Raw genomic sequence first — 23,940 nt, 5'->3', positions numbered from 1 at the left:
CATCACCTCATTATCTCAGAAGGTTCCATTTTATTCGCTTTATATATTGGAACTATTGATGTTATTAATGCACTAATCATTGATATTGCAAATGACAACATTACAGAAGTAGCATAGTAATGTATATATCCTTCCTTTATATACGTTACAATAATATAAATCAAATATCCTAAAATAAATGATCCTATACTAACCAATATAAGTTCTTTAATTATACTTAATGATATCTTAAGTTTTGTACTCCCCACAGCTCTTCTTATCCCAATTTCATTCTTTCTACTCTTAATCCAATATTCTGTTACACATACTGTATTTAAAATGAATATAATCATTATTTTTATCAATGTATCTGTCCTAAAACTTTGATCTGATAATAATTTTGATAAAGGAGTCTGCAATGGCTGTTTTTCCTGAACATCTACATTCTTGCTACTATATAGTTGTTTTAGAGACGTAAATAACTTATCAGTATTCTCCTTAGCATCTATATAATAGTCTCCCTTTAAATAAAAACTATCCTTTTGCAAAAGAGAATCTAAATTTATATACGCTGAAGTATCATCTGATATCTCTTTCTTATCATCATCAATTATTCCTATAACTTCATAGTTAATATTATTCGTATAATAATATTTTTTTCCGTCTTTCTCAATTAAACGGTCTGCAAATTGTTTCTGTACAACTGCAACTTTTTTACCAGCATTAAAATCACTTTCATTAAAGAAACGTCCACTTAGAAGCTTGGGTTTATTTTTCAAAGCCCCTTTGAAATATATTCCTTTGCCACTAAAATCCCCAATATCCTTCTTTAGTAATACATAATCACCTTGTAAACTTAGCAAACTATTATCTTTTTTTACTTCATCTTCTTTATAATCAATAAAAAACTCTTTTGAAGACTTGGACAATAAAATATTTTTTGCCACCTGCTGCTTTACTCCGTACTCAATCATATACGTTTCATATGAAGTAAAAAAAGATATGCTAACAAAAACTATTATTAAAAATACCGACTTTTTAATTAATCTTTTCATACTCTCCCCCTCACAAACAATACATACTAAACAGTTAAGCATTTAAATTTTATTGTATTATTAGATAAAATTTTAAATTAGCACTCCTAGTAAATGTTTTCACAAGCTTCTTTACAAGCTTTATCTATAATACAAAAAACTATGCTAAATAATTTACCTTACATTAATCACCCCCGTCTAGTTTGAAATAATCTAAATATTCTCACAACAATATTTTCTCACTTTTGTACACATTTGTAAAATTATTCTTTCGACACTTCTACCCAATTAAGATGTTGTTTTCCTAATACAACTAAAGGCTGCAGACTCCTCACGAACCTGCAACCTTTAATTAAATTTATTTATTGATTTTTTCTTTCCAAATCACACAAATTAACTATCTAAATTTAAACTCTCATAATTTACATCTATATATTCTTGAACAAAATATTATTCTCTAAATGTATATGTTGGAATGTATCTAGCTCCAATTCCATTAACCTTTTATAAGTTAATTCATATGTTCTGCACGCTCCCGCTGGTACAATATAATGGTCTGTTACTTCTCTTAACTCCTTGATTATATCCCCAGCCCCTGTATGTTCATCTTCTAATTCATTTATTAATCTTACAACTTCATCCTTGTTTATTTTGTTTAATTCGTATTGTTTTATTATAGGGAAGATAAACTTCTCTTCTTTTACTAAATGAGATTCAAGCTCTGTTCTTAAAGTGTTAAAAAGTTTGTGCACTTTAAAAAGCTCTTCATGGTTTTTACCATGTACATCTAGTATCTTAAGTACCAATTCACTGATATTAGGTAGCTCTTCTTTTAAATAGGCATGATGCGTACCTACAACATAATCTATTAATTTGCTTGGACTTTCTTTTGCCCAATCTGTAAACTCTTCATTCTTTTCTTGGAATTCTTTGTACTTTTCATTCAATAAGTTTATTATAATATTTTCATCTAGATTTTGTTCTTTTATTGCTTCTATTAGAGGTCTATTTCCTCCACAACAAAAGTCTATTCTGTATTCTAAAAATAAATTGCTTGCCCCTGGAAAAACAGTAACTATATCTCCGATTCTATCGTTTATACTAAAATTCTTTATCATCTAAAATCACTCCTATTAATTTAATTCATCTTAAAAATAAATAACAAGTTCAAATAGACTTATATATGAAACTTACTTATTTTTAAGACGCTTAATGTTTATACTTTAATTATAAAGATATTAAACTAAAGGTATGTGATTTGAAACACATATAAAAATGTTGCAGAATAAACTTACTCTACAACTTTTCTATACTAAGTTATAATCAACTATATATCTATATTAAATTAATCAATTCCTCTAAAGAACCTATCTCAAAATCAGGTGCAATGCCAACATCATTAGTTTTGTTGTTTGTATTCAACCATACAGTTTTCATTCCTAAATCTGATGCTGGCTTTATGTCACTTTCTAAGTTATCTCCAACCATAATTATTTCTTCTGGTAAAACCTTCATTTCTTCCATAGCTGCTTTAAAAATTCTTGTATCTGGCTTCCCAATCCTCAAAGAATAACTAAAGGTATATTTATCCACTAGATCGTAAATTCCTGCTTTTTTGAAACATTCCTTCATTACTTCATCATAATAACAGGTATTAGATACTACTCCTATCTTGTAGCCCTTCTCTTTGATCCCTTTCAAAAGATTGTATAGATTATTTTCAAAATGAACCTGCTCTCTATATTCTTTATAAAACAAATTAATTGCTTCTATACATTGCTCCATAGTAAATTCCAAATTATATTTTGACAAAAACTCATTAAAGAAGTCTTCTATTGGATACTCTATATTCTTTATCCCTCTATCCTCTATAGCTTCAAACCACTTATCCAAAAAGCCTGTCTGTACTTCTTCTAAAGTAATGTTAGAATTAAACTTATTCAAATATTGAGTCAAGTATAATAAGCCTTTTTCATCTTTCTCATCATCAGAATCACCATAATGAAAATGTAGCAAGGTGTTCCCCATATCAAAAAATATTACCTTTATTCTATTCATCCAAATATCCCCCTCTAAATGAAATAAAGCCTACTTATAAATTGTCAAAACCTACGAATAGTAAGCTTTAAGCATAAACTATTATAGCTTATATTTATTGATTTTAAAAATAAAACATATATGCCATAATTTACTACATTCATGTAATCTATAATCGGATGCAGACAAAAAGGGGGAGACATTTTACCTATGCGTATTGAAAGAAATACTAAAATTGATGTAAATGAACTAAATAACCTATTGAAAACTATAGGTTGGGGATTAAGTTCAGCAAAAAAGCTTGAGGAATCCTTGAATTTATCTTAGGGTTGGATGATTCAGGCAGACTTATCGGCTTTGTACAGGTACTTTCAGATGGAATAAAGCATGCTTATATTTTAAGATTGCTTGTACATAGAGACTTTCAAGGTAAGGGAATTGGCACAAAAATAATGGAAAATCTGATGGATCTATTGGAAGAAAATAATCTAAGTCCAGTTTTATTAACAAAACCTTCTGAAGAAGCTTTTTATTCCAAGTTTGGACTATCAATAAGTAATAAAGGCTTTATTTCTATGTTTAAATGGTAAGCTTATTCTTACTAAGATGATATAAAAACTACTCCATATAGTTAAATTTATATTTCAAACAAAAAATCAGTATCAATTCACTTAATAAACCCTGTGAATTGATACTGATTATTCTTTATTATGCTTTGTTGCATTTAAATTAAATATTGTTTTTAATATTTTTATTAATACCCTATATTTAATCACCTCTACCCTTCAATAAACTTAACCAATTCTTCGTTAAATTGCTCTCGCTGATCATAGAAAGCTCCATGACCACTATATTTAAATGGTACAAGTTTTGAATTTGCAATGTTTTGTTCTTGTACTTTTCCCAATTCAAAAGGTACAATTTTATCATGAATTCCATGTATAATTAAAGTTGGAACATTTATTGCTGCTAAATCAGAAAATAACTCTTCTTTTATCCAAGTGTTTGCAATAGCTGCAGTTGCCCACCCTGATGCCTGTAATCCCAATTGGAAGAACCAATTTAGAAAAGGTTCACTTGTATGCTGATAGAAAAAAGTTTCTCCAAAATCTTGAAGCATTTTAGGACGGTCACTATAGGTTCCTTTAATGATTTGTAAAACAGTTTCTTTTTCTAAACCATAAGGAAAATTAGTACGTTTGATAAGACTTGGTGCTGCTGCTGCAAAAAGAGCAAGCTTTGATACCCCACGACTTTTATGCCGAGCCATATATCTAATTGCTATTGCTCCTCCAGTTGAATGTCCTGCCAGCGTAATATCACTTAATTTTAATGTATCAATTACATATCTAACATCATCCGCTAACGTATCATAATCGTAGCCACTATAAGGTTTGTCCGACTCACCAAATCCTCTTGTGTCTATCCCTATACACCTGTATCCAAGTTTTGAAAACTGATCAAATTGATATTCAAACAACTTATGGCTTCCAGGCCAACCGTGTAAAAACAAGATTGTTCTATCCCCCTCAGGATTAAGATCCTCTACATAAATTTTCACATTAGGTTCTACTCTAACATAGTAGCCCATCTGTACCTCCAACAAAAAATAACTATGTTACTAGTTTATTTATTGAGGTATAAACTTATGAGCGACTTTATTAGTAAATGAATACTATTTGGATCATTAAAGAAACCAAGAAAGTGCTGAGTTTAAACCTCATAACCTTCTTGGCTTTAGAAAATTCTATTTGTATATTGGACTAAAAAGTAATTCCACTCCAAAACTATATATGCTTATCTCAATTCTTCTTCCATCAAGATATACCACCTGAGTTTTAGGCAAATTAGGTTTATCTAATATCATATAAAGAGTATTTCCTGACTTCGGAAGTATTAAATTAAATATTGTCTTATATTTTTTATCTATTTCTGCATTACTCTGCATTAATAGCATAGTTATATCATATTGTCCATTAGATGCAACAAAGTGAGCTATATCAAAATCACTAGCACCCTTTTTTCCATACCAATTCCACTTAGCACATCCTGCTAAGTCAAGTTTAGAAAAACCTAAAGGATATAACTTTGGAAGAATTGAAGCTCCTGTAAAATATTCGTTTTTGCTTATCTTTACTGTCTTAGGTGCATATGGTGATACATATATATCCTATTTGTTATCTATAAGAATTACAGTAAAGGTTCTTCCTCCCATGCTAAACTTTTGTTCTTTTTGTTTTGTGCTCATTACTTTTTGATATAGCTTCTCCCCACTGTTAGGCAATATTAAACCACATAATTGTTTAAACTTACCTTTTATAGAATTATCAGGATTAGGCATGTATAGTTGCATATCATATTCTACGCAACTAACATCTAAATGTAATGCTTTAGTTTGTCCATTATCAGGTATTTCTCTTATTTCAAGACCTTCTCCATTATAATATTTGAAAGCTGAATTCAGATACCTTTTGAAACCTGATTTAACTGCCTTTTCTGCTACATCAACACCAGTATATTCATATCTGGTATTCAATTGTCCTTTCTTTTCCACGGTGGTTGCACTTGCATTGGCTTTAAGCATATCATGATATCCCTTTAGTGGATCACTAGTACTGGCTGCAAAACATGTTGTACTAGAAAGCAGCATAAAACCTGCAAGTAAAGCGCTAAAAAACTTTTTCATCCTGTGTTCCCCCTATTTTGTTATCTTAGACATTAAATAAGAATCACTGAGCTTGCTGAATTATTTAAGCATAATATAAACGCAACAAAATTAGTAATTCTTACTTAACTAACTATTCGACAAAATTCGTTATATTCCTCCATGGATGATAATTTAATAGTGGAAGTAAAGTTTTAACTTTTTTCGCTGCACTGCATCTCCCCAATTATCTTTCCAGCCTTCATTTCAAAAATAACATCACATAATATAGACAGGTCATCTTTAAGATGCGAAGCTATTAATATCATCTTCCCTTTCCTTTTTTCTTCTAGAATTATACTTCTTATATTATTTACTGAAGCTTCATCTAAAGAATTAAGAGGTTCATCTAAAATAAGTACAGATGGGTCTTCCATTATGGCAAGTGCTATTCCTAACTTTTGCTTCATTCCGAGAGAATAGTTTTTAACTTTTTTCTTTGCATATGCATCTAGTCCAACTTTTGTTATTGTTTCTCTTATTTGCTCATCATTGATTTTGTTATTATAGGAAGCAATCACTTTTAAATTTTGAAACCCATCGTAATATGGTATAAAATTAGGTCCTTCTATAATCACTCCACAATCTTGCAAAAAGCCATCTTTTATTTTATTATCAACATAAATTTCTCCTCCAGTTTGTTTCATCAATCCAACAATAACCTTAAATAGAACTGTCTTGCCACAACCATTGGCCCCCATAAAACCATAGGCATTTCCTGATTTTAATGTAATGTTAATATCCTTTAATAAATCAATATCATTAATTGTCTTTTTTATATCTTTTAATAAAATTTCCATATAACATACCTCAACATAAATCTCTTTTATTTATTTCTTTCTTAATTAATATAAGCAAAATAACAATTACAATGGTTCCAAGAATATATGAATGTATAATCCTTGGCATAAAATCTACTCCAACATTTTCGAATGTAAAAAATGTGCACATGGAATACTTATATGCCACCGTTCCAAGAGAGAACATTTTCTGTGGATCGTTAAATATATCCCAACGAGTATTTCCACAGCGAAATAACAAATCACTAATAACATAAAGTATTACAGCCAATCCAACTCCATAGCTTACATTTTTCTTTTTAAAAGATATATAAAATGATGCAAGAGCAATAATAAAAAAACCTAGAAATACTCTAAATAAGATTAGTAGAAAACTAATCATAAATGGATACTTTGTTGCACTATATGGCACACTTATTAATGCCATTGATTTACTCTCTACACTACTAAACACTGAATCCATTAATTCATTTGGCCATGTAAAATCAAAGATTTTTAATCTAAATAAAGAAAAGATAATTGTTAATACTATGAACCAGACTATGAAAAACAATAAGTATGTTACAATCAAAAATATTGTGTTCTTAAATAACTTACCTCTATCCTCATTCTTTAAGTAAATATGAGTAGTTAGATAAGGTTCGTCCAATATATCAGGAATCAATATAATTATTCCTATTAGAAAATATTTTGAATACAGTTCAAAATAAGAAAATATATGCATAATAAATAAGGTAACATTCACTTGATTCTCTCCAGTCAGTGAAATACTATAACCTTTTACTACACCCATTTCTATATTTATGGCAAGTAAAAACAAAACAGAAATTAAACCTAACTTTATCATAAAGGAAGGTGCCTTAATTTTACTCAATACAATGTTCCTATAATTCAATTTCAGTCCCTCCTAACTATTTAATAAGTTTCTTTCTATTTTTTTAATCTTTGAAGACATAACAGAAAGAATTATAATAAATAAAATTAAATTAATAATAATAACTTTTTCTGAATTATACCCACCTGAACCTGAAAAAATAGAAAATGTGTTACAAAAAGAATTTGCTCTACTCCCCATTAACTGAGATATCAAATATACTATTTCATCATACATACTTAAACTCAAGACTGAAATTGAATATACAAGCATTTTATTATCTGTATATAACCCAATAAAGAAACCTATTGCTGCATATATTGAACCAAGTATAAATAAAATAAAACTTATAAATATTAAATATATTATGGAATTTCCAAACACGATTTCATTTCCAAATAATGAAAAAGTATAGTGTCCACCATATAATATTGACTCTTTTCCTCCATAAATAATGCAAGACAAACCAAAACACAAAATTGAAGTAATAAAATATATACTTCCTCCTAGTATCATACAAACTAATAATTTCGTTTTATAATATACCTTAAAACTCACCTTAAGAAGGATATTGTTTATATATTTGTATTGCAAATCATCTACAATTGAATGTGAATATACTAATATAGGAAATAAGACTATAAAAGTAGTCATCAATCTGCTACGTCCTATAAAATCCATCCATACATCAACTGGATTTATTCCTAATTGTATATTTTTCGTATCATGCCAATATGCTATCTGCTTTTGCATAAAGCTTGGCATTGGTGATAATACTGACATAATCACTAAAAATATTATCAAGTACAAAATTCTCTTTTCTTTTAGTGCCCTTTTTAACTCCACTTTAAAGTAATTCATATAGAAACCGCTCCAATCATTATTTTAAAACTAATAATTTCATTACTAAGAATATCTCCGCTATAAATTTATCTTTAAGTTATCTTACTGAATTTCTTCCACTTCTACGTTTTCTATTTTATCAACATAGCCTTCCACAATCTCATTAGCCTTATCTTTTAATATCTCATCTATTCCTCCATTCTCAACCATGTAAATCTTATTACAAATTTCAATTGTACTCTTTTCATGGGTAGCTATAATGCATATTCTTTGATTTGAAATTTCTCTAATAGTTTCATGCAATAAATCAATTGACTCTTGACCAAGATTAGAAGTTGGTTCATCAAAAACAATAATAAGCGAATCATGATATAAGGCTCTGGCTATTGCAATCCTCTGTGCTTGTCCACTGGATAATAGGTTTCCACCCTCTCCAATTAGCTCATTGTACTTATTTTCAAATTTATCTATAAACTCATTGGCATTAGTTTTTCGAGCACACTCTATTACTCTATCCATATCAACCTTATCAGCCATACAAATATTCTCTATAACGCTTCCTGAAAAAATATAATTACTGCTTGGAACATAAGATATTATTTTTTGAGATTTTAATCTTGTTTCTATATCATCACTACAGAATCTAATATCTCCAGAAGTAGGACTATATAACCCTAACAATATCTTAAGAAATGTACTCTTTCCGCTGCCATTACGCCCAACAAAGGCCACTATTTCATTTTTTTCTAGATTAATATTCACATTATCTAGAACATTTTTATCCTCTTCATAAGCAAAACATACTTGTTTAACTTCAACGCTTTGATGATTTTTCTCACATACTTCATATAATGTATGCCTTGACTCAATTTTAGGTAAATTTTGAAGTTCCATTATTCTATCAGCAGATACTATTGCTTGATTAAACTCAGATATTGAACTTGCTATATTTGAAAATGGCCAAACTATATAGTTAAGCAAATTAATTATGGCTATCATACTACCCACAGTGAACTCACCTTTTGAAGTATAGTATGCTCCAACTCCCATTGTTACTAAAAACATAGTACTACCCATTAGATTATTAAAAAATGAAAAGATTCCTTCTATACTTCCTAATTTCACTGCACTTTTATATTTGTTGTTGTATGCAGCTTTTACTTTGTTAATAACAAGACTTCCAGAAGAAAAAACCTGCATTAATGATAGCGTATTTATAGCCTCATTCATCAAAATTCTGTTAACGTCTTCATTTTCCTTATCAAGCTTACTTCTTTTTTGAACTATTGGATTAAATAAGCTAATCATTGCAGCCATTACAGGTATTGTTATCAAAATAATAAGTGACATTTTCCAACTTAAGAAGAACATATACACCAATGCTACTATCGCCATCAAAGTTCCACCAAATAAATTTATGATTATTGTAGGTAAACAATTGGCAACTTGTTCAGTATCTTTAGTAAGACGCATAATTAATTCTCCTGAATGGAATTCACTATGTTTTAAAACATTACTTTTTTGAAAATGCTCAAGAGTGTTTACACGTATTTTTTTCTCCATTCTAGAATAAATGGATTTCTTACTTATTGATTCAACAACATATATTGCGCCTTCAATAACAAACAAGATAAGTGCAAATAAAGTTATCTGTATCAATGTATACTTGTGATTTCCAGTTGCATAATCTGTAAAGGCACTTAACACCATTGTCATTGCTAGATTTACTCCTGAAAAAATTATTCTCATAAAGAAGATCAACAATATTAAAATTCTTGCACCCTTGCTCTGCTCTATGATCCACTTCCGGGCACTATGTTTACTTTCTTTTATATTTTTACCCATTAATATCCCCTCACTTATACACAGTTACTATAAATCTTGTTTCATTTTTTTACTTAAATGTTTAAAAAGTTTTTTATATAATACAACTCCCTTCTAATCCATTTAATACCTAATAATTTTATGATACTCCAATTTTTTCTTAAAATAAATATCAAAATACATTTTTTTATTTTTAAACCATATAATTCAAAATCATTTCTATAAGAAAAAGTCACCAAATTGACTGAATTTGAATCCAACCAATTTGGTGACTTAATAAAAATATTATTTATATTATATTAAAATAGAATTTTAATCAATCTTAGATTTATACAATATTGTTTTAACATTCACACCTAACTTACTTCATTAATAGTAATATTGACTAAAATCTCCCCTAGGACATATTAAGACCTTAGGATTTTTACTTGGATCTACCCACCTCATAACCGATACAAGGTTTGATTCATCAAGTCCAACACAACCACCTGTATAATAATTAGGATTTAAATGCATAAATATGGCACCACCCTTTTTTGGTGTTTGTGACCAATTATAATCCAATACAATGGCATATTTATATAATCTTTCAGTTTTCAGTTTTTCATTATCCCCACCTGGATTTCCTTCAACCCATCTATTATAAGTTGCAGAACCATTATTAAGATTCCAATAAGAATTATCAGTTGGGGTTCTAAAGCTATATTTCGTGCCAGGATTCCCTCCCCATCCAAAAGTATAAACTATATTATATATCCCTGCTGGTGTTGTATTTGTATCCTGCTTTCTGTAAGCATCATACTGCATTCCATTCTCTCCAATTATAGAGGACATATCAGAATATACTAACTTCCACTCATTATTGCTTTTCTCATAACAATTAACTGTTGCATATTTACTATCTTTACTGCTATTAGTTACAGTTATAACTTGACTGCAATCAGAAAACGCTTGTCCTTTAAATCCCGGTTTTTCAGCCTTTTTTACAGCCGGATTTTGGACTTGATTAGAATATGTATTAGAATTTTCATATGAATCATTATTTTTTGCTGCTTGCTCTGTTGCTGCCTTTATGTCCTTTTGTTTCTGCTCTTCATCCTTTGCATCTTGCCTTTCTTTTTCCTCTTTCTTAGCTTGCTCTTCTTTCTTTTCTTTATCTACCTTTTTTATAGCAGTATCTATAGACTTTACAGTATCTTTTAATTTATCTAGATTTTTTTGTGAATATAAGTTTACAGATTCTTTTGGCATATCCACTTTTATATTTTCATCTGATTTACTACTACTATATGTACTAACTGTACCTATACTTATTACTAAAACTAGTAATATTATACCTATTGTCATTCGTTTTTTATTGAATTTTTCTATCATAATTCACCCCATTCTTATAATGTCGCTAATTAAAATGCATGGCTAGGAAAAAATCAGGCAGATTTACTCATATAAATAATATACCACAAAATGGCACACTTATGTAACCATCTTGTGGTAATAATTCCTTTAAAGTTTCAATAAATCTTCTATTTTCTCAAGTTTATAATCATAGCTGTCAACCTTACCAAAACCATAACTTGCAAAGAAGAATGGTATGTTTGCTAGCTTTGCTGCATTACAGTCTCCTTGGGTATCCCCTACATATATTGCATTTTCCATATGATTTCTTTCCATTATTCTTTTGATGTTTTCTCCCTTTGACAATCCTGTGTTACCAGCAGATTCAAAGTCAAGGAAATATGGCTTCAATTCATTATGATATTCTAAGAAAGATTCTATATAACCACATTCACAGTTGCTTACAATAAACAATCTATACTTCTGAGAAAGTGTTTTTAAAGTTTGCTCTAGATTATCAAATAGATGTCCACCTTCTCTTTTTATCCAAGCTTGTTCTTCAACGCAACATCTCTTCACAAGAGCAGTTGAAGCCTCTTCATCTAATTGAGGGAACAACACTCTGCCAATCTCTTTTACTTGCAATCCCATTATCCCTTGCATATCTTCTTTTGTAATTGAATTTTCCACTTCTTTAACATCCGATAAAGTATCATTCCAGCCTTTTAACACTACATCTGTTGAATCCCATAGTGTTCCATCTAAATCAAAAATTATTTCTTTTATATCCATTTTCTAATCTCCTCTAAATGCATATTTTCATTAGAATTGCTAATAATAGAAGTAAAGAGTATTAAACAATATTCTTTTACTAAAATTACTTATCCTTTATTTGAATACTTATCTTACAATTAAGGCTGTGCACTCAATAAGAATGCACAGCCTATTACTTTAATTTTTATTCTACTGTAACTGATTTTGCTAAATTTCTTGGCTTATCTACATCGCAGCCCTTTTGTTTTGCAACATAGTAAGAAATTAATTGATGAGGAATTACTGATAAGATTGGTGCAAGTAATTCCATTGTTCTTGGAATATAGATTGCATAATCACAAGTCTTTTCTATTTCTGTACTTCCTTCAAATGCTATTCCAAGTACCTTAGCTCCTCTTGTTACAACTTCTCTAATGTTACTTACCATTTTATCTAATAAAGTTTCTTGAGTTAAAGTTGCAATAACCACTGTGCCTGGTTCTATTAACGCTATTGGACCATGCTTTAATTCTCCACCAGCATAAGCTTCTGCGTGGATATAAGATATTTCCTTTAACTTTAATGAACCTTCTAGAGAAACTGCATAGTCTAAGCCTCTTCCTAAGAAGAATATATCCTTTTCCATATAAGACTTAGAAGCAAACTTTTGCATAGTTTCAAGGTTGTTTAATAGAGTTTCAGCCTTTTCTGGTAAAGTTAACATTTCTGTCTTTATTTTTTCTATCTCTTCCTTGCTTAAAGTTCCCTTTAAATCTGCAAGATATAAAGTTAAGATATAAAGTGCAACTAATTGAGTTACATAAGCTTTTGTAGATGCAACTGCTATTTCAGGACCAGCCCAAGTATAGAATACATCATCAGCTTCTCTTGAAACTGAACTTCCAACTACATTAGTTATAGCTACTACTCTAGCACCCTTCTTCTTTCCATCTCTAAGAACTGCAAGAGTATCTGCTGTTTCTCCTGATTGAGAAATAACTATAATTAAAGTTCTATCTGTTATTAGTGGATCTCTATATCTAAATTCTGAAGCTATATCAACTTCTACTGGTATTCTTGCTAACTTTTCTATAATATTCTTTCCTACTAAACCTGCATGATATGCTGTTCCACAACCAATTATATAAATCTTATCTACATTATCTAATTGCTCTTTAGTTAAGTGAATCTTATCTAAAACAATATCTTGACCTGCTACTAATCTTGAAGTCATTGTATCCTTTATTGCCTTTGGTTGTTCATGAATTTCTTTTATCATGAAGTCTTCGTATCCACCTTTTTCTGCTGCATGAGCATCCCAAGTTACATGATAAACATCCTTATTAACCATTTCTCCATCTTCATCATATAAAGTTACACCGTCTTTAGTCATTACAACGAATTCTTTATCTTCTAGAAGATAAACATCTCTTGTATAGTTTAAAACAGCTGGAATATCTGATGCTATAAAGAATTCATCTTTTCCAAGACCAACTATTAATGGGCTGTCCTTTCTAACTGCAACTAACTTACCTGGTTCGTTCTTGCTGATTACACCAATTGCATAGCTTCCTTCCATCTTAGTTGTTGCTTTCTTAACAGCTTCTAATAAATCGCCTTTGTAGTAGTAATCTATAAGGTTTGGAATTACTTCTGTATCTGTTTGAGAAAAGAATTTATATCCCTTTGCTTCTAGTTTTTCTCTAAGCTTAAGATAATTTTCAATAATACCATTGTGAACAACACTTATTGTTTCACTTGTATTTGAATGTGGGTGAGAATTTACATCTGATGGTTCTCCATGAGTTGCCCATCTTGTATGCCCAATACCCATTGTTCCATGAACTGGTTCATCTTTTAACTTAGATGACAAGTTTGCAAGTCTTCCTTTGCATTTTCTTATTTCTATTTCTCCATCTTCTATTACTGCAACTCCTGCTGAGTCATATCCTCTATATTCTAACTTTGATAATCCTTCTACTAATACATCTGCTGCTTGTCTCTGGCCTACAAAACCAACTATTCCGCACATAAAAAAATTCTCCTTTTTAATTAAACTTATTTAAATAAAACACCTGATTGATTTTGTTCTCAAAATTGCTTTTAAGGTTTGCCAATCTTTAACGATAGTGTTTTCATACCGTGAGGTATCCGCCGAAACTTTCGATACTCCTCATCCTCGTCAACTTAAGACTTTCATATTTCTTAAGCTCTGGCGCTAACATTTTTTTCATTCCTATACGTTGACAAAATAAAATCTTATAAATTTTCTTTAGCTATAGCACCGCCTCCTAAAAAAATAATAGTGAAACAATACTAAAGTTATCCTTTAATATTAATTCCACTATTATTCTATACCTATACTTTTAATTTGTCCACACTTATATCCGAAATTCACAGTTTTTTCACTATTTTTATCGATTATCTTTAATTATCTGTATATACCTCTATATATCTCGATATTTCATGTATATTGGTCTATACCACTAGATATTTATTTCTTTGTTAACTTAATTTGATTATAAACCTCGTCAAGAGTGAGCTTATTATCATTAAGATATTTAGCCAATTCAGTACCAACATACCTATAATGCCACGCTTCATAATTATAACCGGTAATTGATTCTTTATCCTTAGGGTATCTTAAAATGAATCCATATTTATAAGCATTGGCTAAGAGCCATTTTCCTTCTTTTGTATTACCAAAATTCTCATCCAACTTATAATTCGCACTTTTACTGCATATATCCACAGCTAACCCTGTTTGATGTTCACTTTCTCCTGGTCTTGCTATATAATCTCCAGTGGTTGTACTGTTCTGTTCTCCAGCTTGGTAAACTGCTTTTTGTGTCAAGTATGCTCTAAAAGCACTATTTAAATATAATTGTACATTATCTTTTTTAGCTGCATTAAACATTTCTTCTAAAGCAGAAGCGGCAGTTCTTCTCATTAGATTTCTATTATCCTTTCCTGATATTACACAGTTTACTTTAGGATATACCAAATCACTTGGAATATAGCTTGATTCAAGTATATTATCCTTATTCACCAGTTCAAATAATCTATTATCATCATTATTTATTAGACTACTTAATTTAGTCATTTGTTCATTTACCTTGCTTTTGGCTATTGTAGCTTTACTTTCCTCTTGAACCAATACAGCATTATTTATCTTTTTCAGATTATATTCTATACCTAATTTAAACCCTGCAAGTGCACCTACTAATATTCCTAATACAAATATTAAAACTACCTTTTTCTTGCTCATATGCTTCAACTCCCTTTATCTAAAATCTATATTAAAATTTTAGACAAGGATTTTACAATTTATTCAAATACACAAAAAATGACTGTAATTAAATTACAGTCATTTTCAATATATTTCTATGCATTAGCTTTTTGTTCTATAAGTTTTGCTAAATCATGAGCCATCTTATCTATTTCTTCTTGATTTTCTCCTTCTAGCATAACTCTAACTAGGGGTTCTGTACCTGAAGGTCTTATAAGAACTCTGCCCACTCCATGAAGAGACTCTTCTATTTTCTTAATTTCTGCAATTATTTCTTCGTCTTTTTCATGAATATTCTTTTTATCATTTGGTATCTTTGCATTTGCTAAAACTTGAGGTAATTCCTTCATTATTGAAGCTAATTCACTTAACTTTTCTCCGCTCTTTTTAACAGTGTAAGCTACTTGTAATGCAGTAACTAAACCATCACCAGTAGAATTGTAATCAAGGAAGATTACGTGTCCTGATTGTTCTCCACCAAGAACATATCCATTCTTCACCATTTCCTCTAAAACATATCTATCTCCAACAGTTGTGATTTTAAGATTAATTCCTTCTTTTTCACAAGCAAGCTTTAAACCTAAGTTACTCATTACTGTAACAACTAAAGTATTATCCTTAAGTCTTCCCATGTCCTTTAGATGCTTTGCACATAAAGTAAGTATATAATCTCCATTTATTAACTTTCCTTTATCATCTACAGCTAAACATCTATCAGCATCACCATCAAAGGCAAAACCCATATCGCACTTCTTCTTAACTACATATTCCATTAGCTCTTCTGGATGTGTTGATCCACAATTTTCATTTATGTTAGTTCCATCTGGATTATCATTTATAACGAAAACATCTGCACCTAAATCTCTGAATGCCTTTACTGCTGCTTCATAACAAGCACCATTTGCACAATCTAATGCAACTTTTAATCCTTTTAAATTTACTGGTATGGTTGATTTAGCAAAAGTTATATAATCATCCAATGCACCAATTTCTTTTCTCTTTCTTCCTAAGTTTTCTCCAACTGGACTTGGAACTCCTAGGAATCCACTATCTATTACACTTTGAATTTCATCTTCTAAATCATCTGGAAGCTTATATCCTTTTTCATCAAAAAACTTTATTCCGTTGTACTCAACTGGATTATGAGAAGCTGAAATCATTATTCCTGCATCTGCTCCATATTCTCTATTTAGATATGCGATAGCTGGTGTAGGCACTACCCCAACACATACTGCTTCTGCTCCTACTGAAAGTATTCCAGAAACCAAAGCTGATTCTAACATATCTCCAGATATTCTAGTGTCCTTACCAACTAAGATTTTAGGTTTGTGAGTACCTTCCGTTAAAACAAAGGCTCCTGCTCTTCCTAAATTATATGCTGTTTCTGCTGTTAACTCTGCATTAGCTATTCCTCTAACACCATCTGTACCAAACATTCTACTCATAGTCTTACTTACTCCTCTTTTAAATAATATAATAAAGTATATAATTTACGCTTTTATTACTATTATAGTTATTACTTCAATTAAAGTAACTCATCTTTACTCATTATATATAATTTTATCCATTATAACAACTGAAACCTTTGTTATTATAGAATTCATTCACTTTAAGCTATATATTATTAACTAAAGGAGTAAGTTTTATCCGATAGCTAGCATCCGTAACACTCCAACTTCTTTAAGTTGGAGATAACGGCTGCACGCTCCTGGATAAGTTCAACTAAGATTCAGATGGGGATCAAACCCCACCTGAATCAAGTTTCACTTTATATCACTATACTAACTTTTTCATCCTTTGATTCTACATTAACAATTTCTAACCCTTTGTATTTCTTTAACTCCTTAAGAGCTTGTTTAAAAATCTTTTTGTCTAGCCCTTGAAATTGATTAAGTCCAAAATATACTTTTTCTTTGCTTCTATTAGTGTTAGCTTCATTGATTTCAACCTTCATACATCTCATAGCAATTCTTAAGCCTACATTTATAATGAAATTAGGAAAAACTATCTTAATAGCCCGTTTATCTTTTTCTTTGATTAATATTCTCATAATCTTAACCCCTATATTATCTCTATGATTACATTATCCCCATCATTAGAATCAATATCTACAATTCTGCCTTTTAAATCATTATCTATGGCTGATTGAAGAACTTCCCTGTCTATATTCACTCCGTTAAGATTTATATTTTCCTTTCCAGCTGCCTTTATCATAAGCTTGACAAAACTCATTGGAAATTTAATTCTAACATTTTCTCCCTCTTTAGATGAAACAAAGATTAATAACATATTTGAATGTTTTTTCATAACTTCATCTCTAAATATGCTGTATTTTTCTTCAAAACCACCTTTAACGTTGCTTACTTCTATAGCTTGTGTATCATTTTCATCTCTCCCATTACTAAGTGCATCCAATAACTTTTCAGCTTGTTCTTCATCAATCTTTCCTTCAGCTAACATCTTTAATATTCTTTGTCTTTCTTCTTTCATAAATATTACACTCCCCTTAATCTTATATACTTATTGCTTTTTAATTTATTTTTTCATTCTTTGCTTAGATATCTAAAAGCAATTAGGTTGATATGCTAGGCTATTTTCATACACCTTCTTGCTTTATTTCCTCAACAATTCTAGTGCTTCATCTGGAGTTATTTCTCCTTTTTCAAGCTTATCTAGAATCTCATTATTATCATTCTTAATTGTTTCTTTTTCAGTTTTAATCTTTTCCCTTTGCAATCCTAGTTCACTTATAAGCTCATCTAATTTAGCTCTCACTGTTGGATATGAAATTTTCAATTCCTTTTCCACATCCTTGATATTTCCTCTACACATTAAAAATACTTCTAGAAAATTTAATTGTTCTTTAGATAGCTCAGTGAATTTATTGAAAGAAAATTCATTTTCTATAACTGTGTTACATTTACTACATTTTAATCTCATAACCTTAAGGCTACCATTACATACAGGACATCTCGAAATTACTTGCATATTAATTCCTCCTTTACCTATATATTATCACTATTTTTATATTTGTAAAGTAAAAATTGAATATATTAATTAAAATTATAATTTTAATTAATATATTCAACATTGAATTTAATATATTTATTTTTAATCAACTTTTATTGCTTCTACAACTTTTGCATTGCCTTCTGTTCTGTAGTTTCCACTATACTCTACTTTTTGTATATTGCAACCTTCTCTTATTACAATGTTATTGCCTCTTACTAAATCCGCTTCTACAAATGCTATATCTACCTCATCAGCTTCAATAGTATTACAAGTTAACTTTCCAGTATTAAATTTAAGTCCTAAAAAACCAAGAAGATTAAGTCCTGGATTTCTACTGTATATATTTACTTTATTGCCACCTATTTCTTGAACCTTACAATGAGATCCTAGATTAATGTCCATAGTTTCCGCATTTAGAAGTCCTTTTATATGAAAATGTCCTGAACTTTGAAATTCTTCTGCTTCACAATTTCCACCAAACTCAAATGAACCTGAAAATTTCATTCTATCTCCACTTACATTGTTTCCAACCTTTATGCTGCCTGAAGCACTTAACTCCTTTGCTTGCAAGTTTCCATCTATGTTAGATGAACCATTACATTGAAATTCCTCTGTTGTTACATCACCATGAACATTAGCAGAGCCACTTGTTCTTACTTCATTTGCTATTATATCTCCTTCAATTCTTGAAGAGCCACTAGTTTTAAATGTCTCAGTTTCTAGACTTCCATCAACTCTAGAAGATCCAGAAGTACTAAAGTCCACACATCTTATATTACCTGTTACTTTGCCTGAACCACTTATCCTTACGCAATTAAAATCTCCACCACCTGAACTTCCTGACCCTGAAATCTTTAAATCTCCCTTACTATTTAACTCATTTCTCAATTCAACCATTATTAATTCCTCCATTATCCCCTTAATTTTTTCTTTATCTGATCTGCTAAATCATGAAAATTTATATCTAAAATAACCTTATATTCCTTTAACGGAATCCAACTATCCTTTGCTACAAAAAAACTAAAAATAGTCTCTTTCTCTTTTACCATCACTAAATTATAATCTTTCTCTTCTGTTTTTTCATAATAGAAATCAATACTTTCAATAGTTTCTTCTATTTGCTCAAAAGAAAGTATATTATCCTTCAGCAGTTTATTAAAAATATATATGCACAATACATCTTTAAAAACAAACTCTTCTTTTTCCCCAAAACTTTTTGAATACAACTTCAAACAAGCTTCTGAACTTATTTCATTTTCAATAATATCTTCCCAAGTATAGCTTTTTGATTTTGGATTTATTGAAAACATATCTGCCAATTCATCCAAAGAAACTGTATCTTTCAGTTCAATTATTTTGTTTACTCTGTTTAAAATCTTTTCTTTAGGTAAATAGGTCTCTTGCCCAGTAAATGATGATTTCTTTATAAACCATTCATCTGGAATCAGAGCTTTTCTCTTCCATCTATACAGCTGTCCATAGGATATGCCAGTTAAGTCTAAAAGATCTTTTTTCGTAATTAATTCTTCTTCCATAACTCCACCTCATGTATAGCGTAACATAACAATGTTTCATTGTAAAGTCTTTTTATTAATTTATTCTATAGTTATCAATTTTATAGTATAATTATAATAATATATAATATAAATATTATTATTTTTATCCTCTGCTAAAGGTGGTATGTTTAATGAGCATGAAAGGTTATATTCGAGTTGGGAAAATACCATCAAAAGTTGCAAGATTAGCTGGTTTTACTTGTAATGGTGATGTATTTGCCTGTCCTGGAGTCTACAAGCATATTGTAAAAAAGCATGCAAAACAACTTGGTAGAAATATTATAGAAAATCTAACTCCTACTATTAAATCTATAATATCGTCACCAGACTTCATTGGGCAGGATCCTAAAAAAGGCTGCAATTCAATTGAACTTGTAAAATACGTGGGGGTGTTTATGCTTTTAGGCCTAGAGGTTGATCCTGATGAAGGATATATCTATGTTGCTTCCTTATATCCAATAACAGAAGGGAAAATTTGCAGTAGACTTTATAATGGTCGATTTATTGCCATTACATCTATAAGTAAATTTAAACAAGTAGAAAAGAAACTTGTTACTAAAGAATGTTTTCAATAAAATATTTTTTAGGAATATTGAACAAAATAAATATAAAGTGTATACTATATAAGTATCGGTATATAATTTGAGATTTCTAAGGTGAGAAATGGCTCCTCACGCGCTATGCTTTTAGTAGTAAACAGAGATGCAGGATACGCCGCCCTGCTAGAAAATCTTTTTTTGATAGTATACTTATGACTAGATTTTTAGCGTAAACAAAAAAGCTTGCAAACAGGCAAGCTTTTTTTATATCTATTTTTCATTATCTTCATTGTCTTCTTTTAATCTATCTAACACTATATTGTATCCTTCACTGCCATAATTTAGGCATTTATTTACTCTGCTTATAGTCGCTGTGGAGGCATGAGTTATCTCTACTATATCTGTATAAGTCTTCTTTTCTTCAAGCATTTTTGCTACATGCATTCTCTGAGCTAAAGCTTTGATTTCATTTATTGTTGCTACATCTTCAAAAAATCTATAACATTCTTCTATATTTTGTAGGCTCAATATGGCTTTAAAAAAATAGTCCATATCGTCACTCTGTAACCTTGATTTATACTCCATAATCTTCACCTCTTAGTGATTTTATCACAATTCATCACTTTGTTCTACTAAATTATTCTTCATCTTTTCCATAGCTTCCACTAGGATTGCTTATTTCTGACAACCCCTTTCTAAGTAGTTCATTATAAACGCTAACTGTTGGTACTAACCACACTTCACCTGTTCCTCTATATACATTTAAGAAGCCTTCTCCACTGGTAGCAGTTCCAACTATTGATTTTGAAGCCTTTTCCACAGTAAATTCTATATCTCCCGTTCTTAATATAGCAAAATTACCATCAACCTTTAAAACATCTTTATTCAATTTGCATTTGAATATCTCTGTTTCTGGAACTGGAAGTTCTAAAACTACAATTCCACTTCCAGTAAGTCTAGTTTGAAAAACACCCTCATTTCCTAAAAGCATGGATGATATACTTTTTTGCATTGCAGCTCCAACTTCAACACTTTCTTCACAGGCATAAAACAAACCATCATCTACTACTATCTCATCATCTTCTAATTCTATCAAAGCATAATGTCCAAATGATGGTTCTAAAAAGATTTCACCTGTACCACTATAAGTTGGCTTGAACATAGTCTCGCCAGTAACCTTACTTGTTAAAAACTTCTTACCAAGACCCAAAGGTCCTCCAATCTTATTGTGAATTTCTATATCACCTTTTAGATAACTTAAGGCTCCTGATTCTAATCTTACTGAGCTGTCATCTAATATTATTCTTACTTGCTTTAATTTAACTCCAGACTCTCTCATAAAATTTAACTGAACAGCTAAATCTACATTCTTACTTCCATTAAGTTGATCATACTCAAGAATTTGAAAAGCAGAATCCCCCTGCATCTGTGAAATCAAATTTAATTTGTTTGTTATATTCAGTGATGTTCTCATAATATTCCCCCATATTTTAGGCATGCTCAAAAATAAACAAGTTCATCTACTAGTCTATTTTAGCTTGTTATTCATTTTCAGATACCTCAATTCTCTATTTCATTCTAACCATCATTTTAATTATTAACATATTACTATGAATTATATACCATTTTATTATTCTAATACAGTATGCGTTGTTGATGAAAAACTATATATTTTATAATTGAAACATATAACTCTATTCTGGCACATTGCCGAAACTTTGTAAATTAATTATAATATACATATACAAATTCTGTATACAATTGAAATATTGGAGGAAACGCAATGAATTTTACAGCTACTATTCTTGGCATACTTTTTATTGGTATAGGATTAAGTGCTATCTTCTTTAAAAAGTACCCAAACCAAAATGTTTCTCTAGAAGCACTACAACGAAAAAATAACAATACTACCATCAATGTTAAGAAAATGTGCATAATTGACGGAACTTTCTACTCAATCTGTGGATTATTATTTTTATCCTTTGGCCTATTTTTTAAAGCAATAAAACAATCAACTCCTTTATTTGCTGGAAGTATTGTTTTGCTTGTAGTTCTTTTAGCTGCTTACTATCCAATCAAAAATAAATTTTCTATTGAAAAATAGCCTATAAGTTATAAAAATAATATTTCATAATTAATAACCATCACATTAAATCCAATTTTAGTTTATTTATTGGAACATATATAATAACAAGTGTATAATTTAAAATTATTAAAAAAATGCTGAATAAACCTTTGAGTTTATTCAGCATTTTTACAGTTATAATCAACTTATATTATTTATATACCTTAGCTGTTTCTTCCCCACTAAGCACTCTTATTGCTCCTTGAGTTAAAGCTAAAAGTTCATCTTCTCCTGGATATACTGTAACTGGTGCTATCCACTCGATGTTTGCCTTTAAGTCTGGTACTAGAGTTGGTGAATATGCAATTCCACCTGTAAGGATAATTTGATCAACCTTGCCATTTAATGCTGCTGACATTTCTCCAATTGTCTTTGTGATTTGATATACAAATGCTTTATATATCTTTTCACATTCCTTGTCTCCAGCTTCCATCTTATCTATAGTACCTTTTACATCGTTAGTATTTAGGTATCCAACAAATCCACCTTTACCTACTACCTTTGTATATACTTCTTGTTCATTATATTTTCCACTGAAGCACATTTTAATTAAATCTCCAACTGGAACTGAACCTGCTCTTTCTGGTGAGAATGGACCATCACCATCTAAAGCATTATTTACATCTATAACTCTACCTTGCTTATGAGCTCCAACAGAAACTCCTCCACCCATGTGAACAACAACAAGATTTAAGTTTTCATATCCTTTTCCTGTTTCTTTTCCATATCTCTTAGCAACAGCTTTTTGATTTAATGCATGGAACTTACTCTTTCTTGGAAGTTCTGGAACTCCAGATAATCTAGCTACATCATCTAATTCATCAGTAACAACTGGATCTACTATAAATGATGGAACTCCTAATTCATCTCCAATGGACTTAGCTATTATGCCACCAAGATTTGAAGCATGTGGACCTTGAACACCAATCTTTAAGTCTTCAACCATAGCATCATTAACAGCGTATGTTCCACCTTCTACTGGCTTTAACATTCCGCCTCTTCCAACTATAGCACTTAAAGTTTTGATATCAAAGTTCTTCTCCTTAAGCACATTTAAAATAACATCTTTTCTAAATTGAAATTGATCAAATATTGTATCATATCTCTTTATTTCTTCATTTGTGTGTCTTAATGTTTCTTCAAATAATTGTTTTTCGTCTTCATAAACCCCTATTTTAGTTGATGTCGAACCTGGATTGATTATTAATAACTTGTATGACATATTCCATCCTCCAT

Annotated in this window: 24 protein-coding genes and 2 pseudogenes; 3 read left to right on the top strand and 23 right to left on the bottom strand. The window is 30.1% G+C overall.

The features are described from left to right. Window positions 1-2: 2 nt before the first annotated feature. The 3 genes from OCU47_RS21255 to OCU47_RS21245 all read right to left on the bottom strand — a co-directional run bounded on the left by OCU47_RS21255 (window position 3) and on the right by OCU47_RS21245 (window position 3,071). Window positions 3-1,034, bottom strand: a complete 1,032-nt coding sequence (locus OCU47_RS21255; RefSeq protein WP_261830554.1) for an ABC transporter permease — start codon at window positions 1,032-1,034, stop codon at window positions 3-5. Between the two features lie 407 nt (window positions 1,035-1,441). Beyond that, entirely contained in the window at window positions 1,442-2,131 is a 690-nt protein-coding gene (ric, locus tag OCU47_RS21250) for an iron-sulfur cluster repair di-iron protein (RefSeq protein WP_261830553.1), read from the bottom strand. 217 nt (window positions 2,132-2,348) lie between these two features. After that, window positions 2,349-3,071, bottom strand: a complete 723-nt coding sequence (locus OCU47_RS21245; RefSeq protein WP_261830552.1) for an HAD family hydrolase — start codon at window positions 3,069-3,071, stop codon at window positions 2,349-2,351. 308 nt (window positions 3,072-3,379) lie between these two features. Between OCU47_RS21245 and OCU47_RS21240 the strand changes: the two genes are divergently transcribed. Next, on the top strand, window positions 3,380-3,640 hold the full coding sequence (locus tag OCU47_RS21240; RefSeq protein WP_261830551.1) for a GNAT family N-acetyltransferase: 261 nt from the start codon (window positions 3,380-3,382) through the stop codon (window positions 3,638-3,640). Between the two features lie 188 nt (window positions 3,641-3,828). Here the strand turns inward: OCU47_RS21240 and OCU47_RS21235 are convergent, their stop codons facing one another. The 17 genes and pseudogenes from OCU47_RS21235 to OCU47_RS21160 form a co-directional block, all read right to left on the bottom strand. Then, complete coding sequence (locus OCU47_RS21235; RefSeq protein WP_261830550.1) at window positions 3,829-4,641, bottom strand: alpha/beta fold hydrolase; 813 nt, start codon at window positions 4,639-4,641, stop codon at window positions 3,829-3,831. Window positions 4,642-5,220: 579 nt separating this feature from the next. After that, complete coding sequence (locus OCU47_RS21230) at window positions 5,221-5,736, bottom strand: hypothetical protein (protein WP_261830549.1); 516 nt, start codon at window positions 5,734-5,736, stop codon at window positions 5,221-5,223. Window positions 5,737-5,909: 173 nt separating this feature from the next. Continuing rightward, window positions 5,910-6,554 carry an ABC transporter ATP-binding protein gene (locus tag OCU47_RS21225; RefSeq protein ID WP_261830548.1) on the bottom strand — a complete coding sequence of 215 codons (645 nt, stop codon included), beginning with the start codon at window positions 6,552-6,554 and terminating at the stop codon, window positions 5,910-5,912. A gap of 10 nt (window positions 6,555-6,564) precedes the next feature. Next, window positions 6,565-7,449, bottom strand: a complete 885-nt coding sequence (locus tag OCU47_RS21220) for a hypothetical protein (RefSeq protein WP_261830547.1) — start codon at window positions 7,447-7,449, stop codon at window positions 6,565-6,567. Window positions 7,450-7,461: 12 nt separating this feature from the next. Then, window positions 7,462-8,289, bottom strand: a complete 828-nt coding sequence (locus tag OCU47_RS21215; RefSeq protein WP_261830546.1) for a hypothetical protein — start codon at window positions 8,287-8,289, stop codon at window positions 7,462-7,464. Between the two features lie 84 nt (window positions 8,290-8,373). Further along, window positions 8,374-10,116 carry an ABC transporter ATP-binding protein gene (locus OCU47_RS21210; protein ID WP_261830545.1) on the bottom strand — a complete coding sequence of 581 codons (1,743 nt, stop codon included), beginning with the start codon at window positions 10,114-10,116 and terminating at the stop codon, window positions 8,374-8,376. A gap of 348 nt (window positions 10,117-10,464) precedes the next feature. Next, a complete protein-coding gene (locus tag OCU47_RS21205) occupies window positions 10,465-11,469 on the bottom strand; it encodes a L,D-transpeptidase family protein (protein WP_261830544.1) in 1,005 nt (334 codons plus the stop codon). A 129-nt stretch (window positions 11,470-11,598) separates the two neighbouring features. Then, on the bottom strand, window positions 11,599-12,222 hold the full coding sequence (locus OCU47_RS21200) for an HAD family hydrolase (protein ID WP_261830543.1): 624 nt from the start codon (window positions 12,220-12,222) through the stop codon (window positions 11,599-11,601). 166 nt (window positions 12,223-12,388) lie between these two features. Continuing rightward, window positions 12,389-14,215 carry a glutamine--fructose-6-phosphate transaminase (isomerizing) gene (gene glmS, locus OCU47_RS21195; protein ID WP_261830542.1) on the bottom strand — a complete coding sequence of 609 codons (1,827 nt, stop codon included), beginning with the start codon at window positions 14,213-14,215 and terminating at the stop codon, window positions 12,389-12,391. A gap of 539 nt (window positions 14,216-14,754) precedes the next feature. Continuing rightward, a pseudogene (locus OCU47_RS21845) lies at window positions 14,755-14,845 on the bottom strand (D-alanyl-D-alanine carboxypeptidase family protein); the annotation flags it as partial. Beyond that, window positions 14,819-15,100: pseudogene (locus OCU47_RS21840) on the bottom strand (M15 family metallopeptidase); the annotation flags it as partial. The pseudogenes OCU47_RS21845 and OCU47_RS21840, both read right to left, overlap by 27 nt. 467 nt (window positions 15,101-15,567) lie before the next feature. Further along, a complete protein-coding gene (gene glmM / locus OCU47_RS21185) occupies window positions 15,568-16,917 on the bottom strand; it encodes a phosphoglucosamine mutase (protein ID WP_261830540.1) in 1,350 nt (449 codons plus the stop codon). A gap of 323 nt (window positions 16,918-17,240) precedes the next feature. Next, window positions 17,241-17,522: a hypothetical protein gene (locus OCU47_RS21180; RefSeq protein ID WP_261830539.1), complete on the bottom strand. Its 282-nt coding sequence runs from the start codon at window positions 17,520-17,522 to the stop codon at window positions 17,241-17,243. 11 nt (window positions 17,523-17,533) lie between these two features. Beyond that, entirely contained in the window at window positions 17,534-17,962 is a 429-nt protein-coding gene (locus tag OCU47_RS21175) for an SHOCT-like domain-containing protein (protein ID WP_261830538.1), read from the bottom strand. 123 nt (window positions 17,963-18,085) lie between these two features. Beyond that, the gene (locus OCU47_RS21170; RefSeq protein WP_376778067.1) at window positions 18,086-18,466 is read right to left on the bottom strand and encodes a DUF2089 domain-containing protein; all 381 of its coding nucleotides are present in this window, start codon (window positions 18,464-18,466) and stop codon (window positions 18,086-18,088) included. A 117-nt stretch (window positions 18,467-18,583) separates the two neighbouring features. Beyond that, complete coding sequence (locus OCU47_RS21165; RefSeq protein WP_261830536.1) at window positions 18,584-19,381, bottom strand: polymer-forming cytoskeletal protein; 798 nt, start codon at window positions 19,379-19,381, stop codon at window positions 18,584-18,586. Window positions 19,382-19,395: 14 nt separating this feature from the next. After that, window positions 19,396-20,019 carry a YhbD family protein gene (locus OCU47_RS21160; protein WP_261830535.1) on the bottom strand — a complete coding sequence of 208 codons (624 nt, stop codon included), beginning with the start codon at window positions 20,017-20,019 and terminating at the stop codon, window positions 19,396-19,398. Between the two features lie 152 nt (window positions 20,020-20,171). Between OCU47_RS21160 and OCU47_RS21155 the strand changes: the two genes are divergently transcribed. After that, window positions 20,172-20,615, top strand: coding sequence for a PBECR3 domain-containing polyvalent protein (locus OCU47_RS21155; RefSeq protein WP_261830534.1), 444 nt, complete (start codon window positions 20,172-20,174; stop codon window positions 20,613-20,615). A gap of 234 nt (window positions 20,616-20,849) precedes the next feature. On the opposite strand, the gene OCU47_RS21150 is transcribed toward OCU47_RS21155, so the two are convergent. Further along, a complete protein-coding gene (locus tag OCU47_RS21150) occupies window positions 20,850-21,164 on the bottom strand; it encodes a YerC/YecD family TrpR-related protein (protein ID WP_376778050.1) in 315 nt (104 codons plus the stop codon). Window positions 21,165-21,216: 52 nt separating this feature from the next. Next, window positions 21,217-22,053, bottom strand: coding sequence for an AIM24 family protein (locus OCU47_RS21145; protein WP_261830533.1), 837 nt, complete (start codon window positions 22,051-22,053; stop codon window positions 21,217-21,219). A gap of 309 nt (window positions 22,054-22,362) precedes the next feature. Between OCU47_RS21145 and OCU47_RS21140 the strand changes: the two genes are divergently transcribed. Continuing rightward, window positions 22,363-22,683 carry a hypothetical protein gene (locus tag OCU47_RS21140; protein WP_261830532.1) on the top strand — a complete coding sequence of 107 codons (321 nt, stop codon included), beginning with the start codon at window positions 22,363-22,365 and terminating at the stop codon, window positions 22,681-22,683. A gap of 172 nt (window positions 22,684-22,855) precedes the next feature. Here the strand turns inward: OCU47_RS21140 and buk are convergent, their stop codons facing one another. Continuing rightward, entirely contained in the window at window positions 22,856-23,926 is a 1,071-nt protein-coding gene (buk, locus tag OCU47_RS21135; protein WP_261830531.1) for a butyrate kinase, read from the bottom strand. Between the last annotated feature and the right edge of the window lie 14 nt (window positions 23,927-23,940).

This window comes from Clostridium sp. TW13, from assembly GCF_024345225.1.
In the GTDB taxonomy this organism is placed as follows: domain Bacteria; phylum Bacillota; class Clostridia; order Clostridiales; family Clostridiaceae; genus Inconstantimicrobium; species Inconstantimicrobium mannanitabidum.
This window is presented reverse-complemented; position numbering and strand designations above follow the sequence as displayed.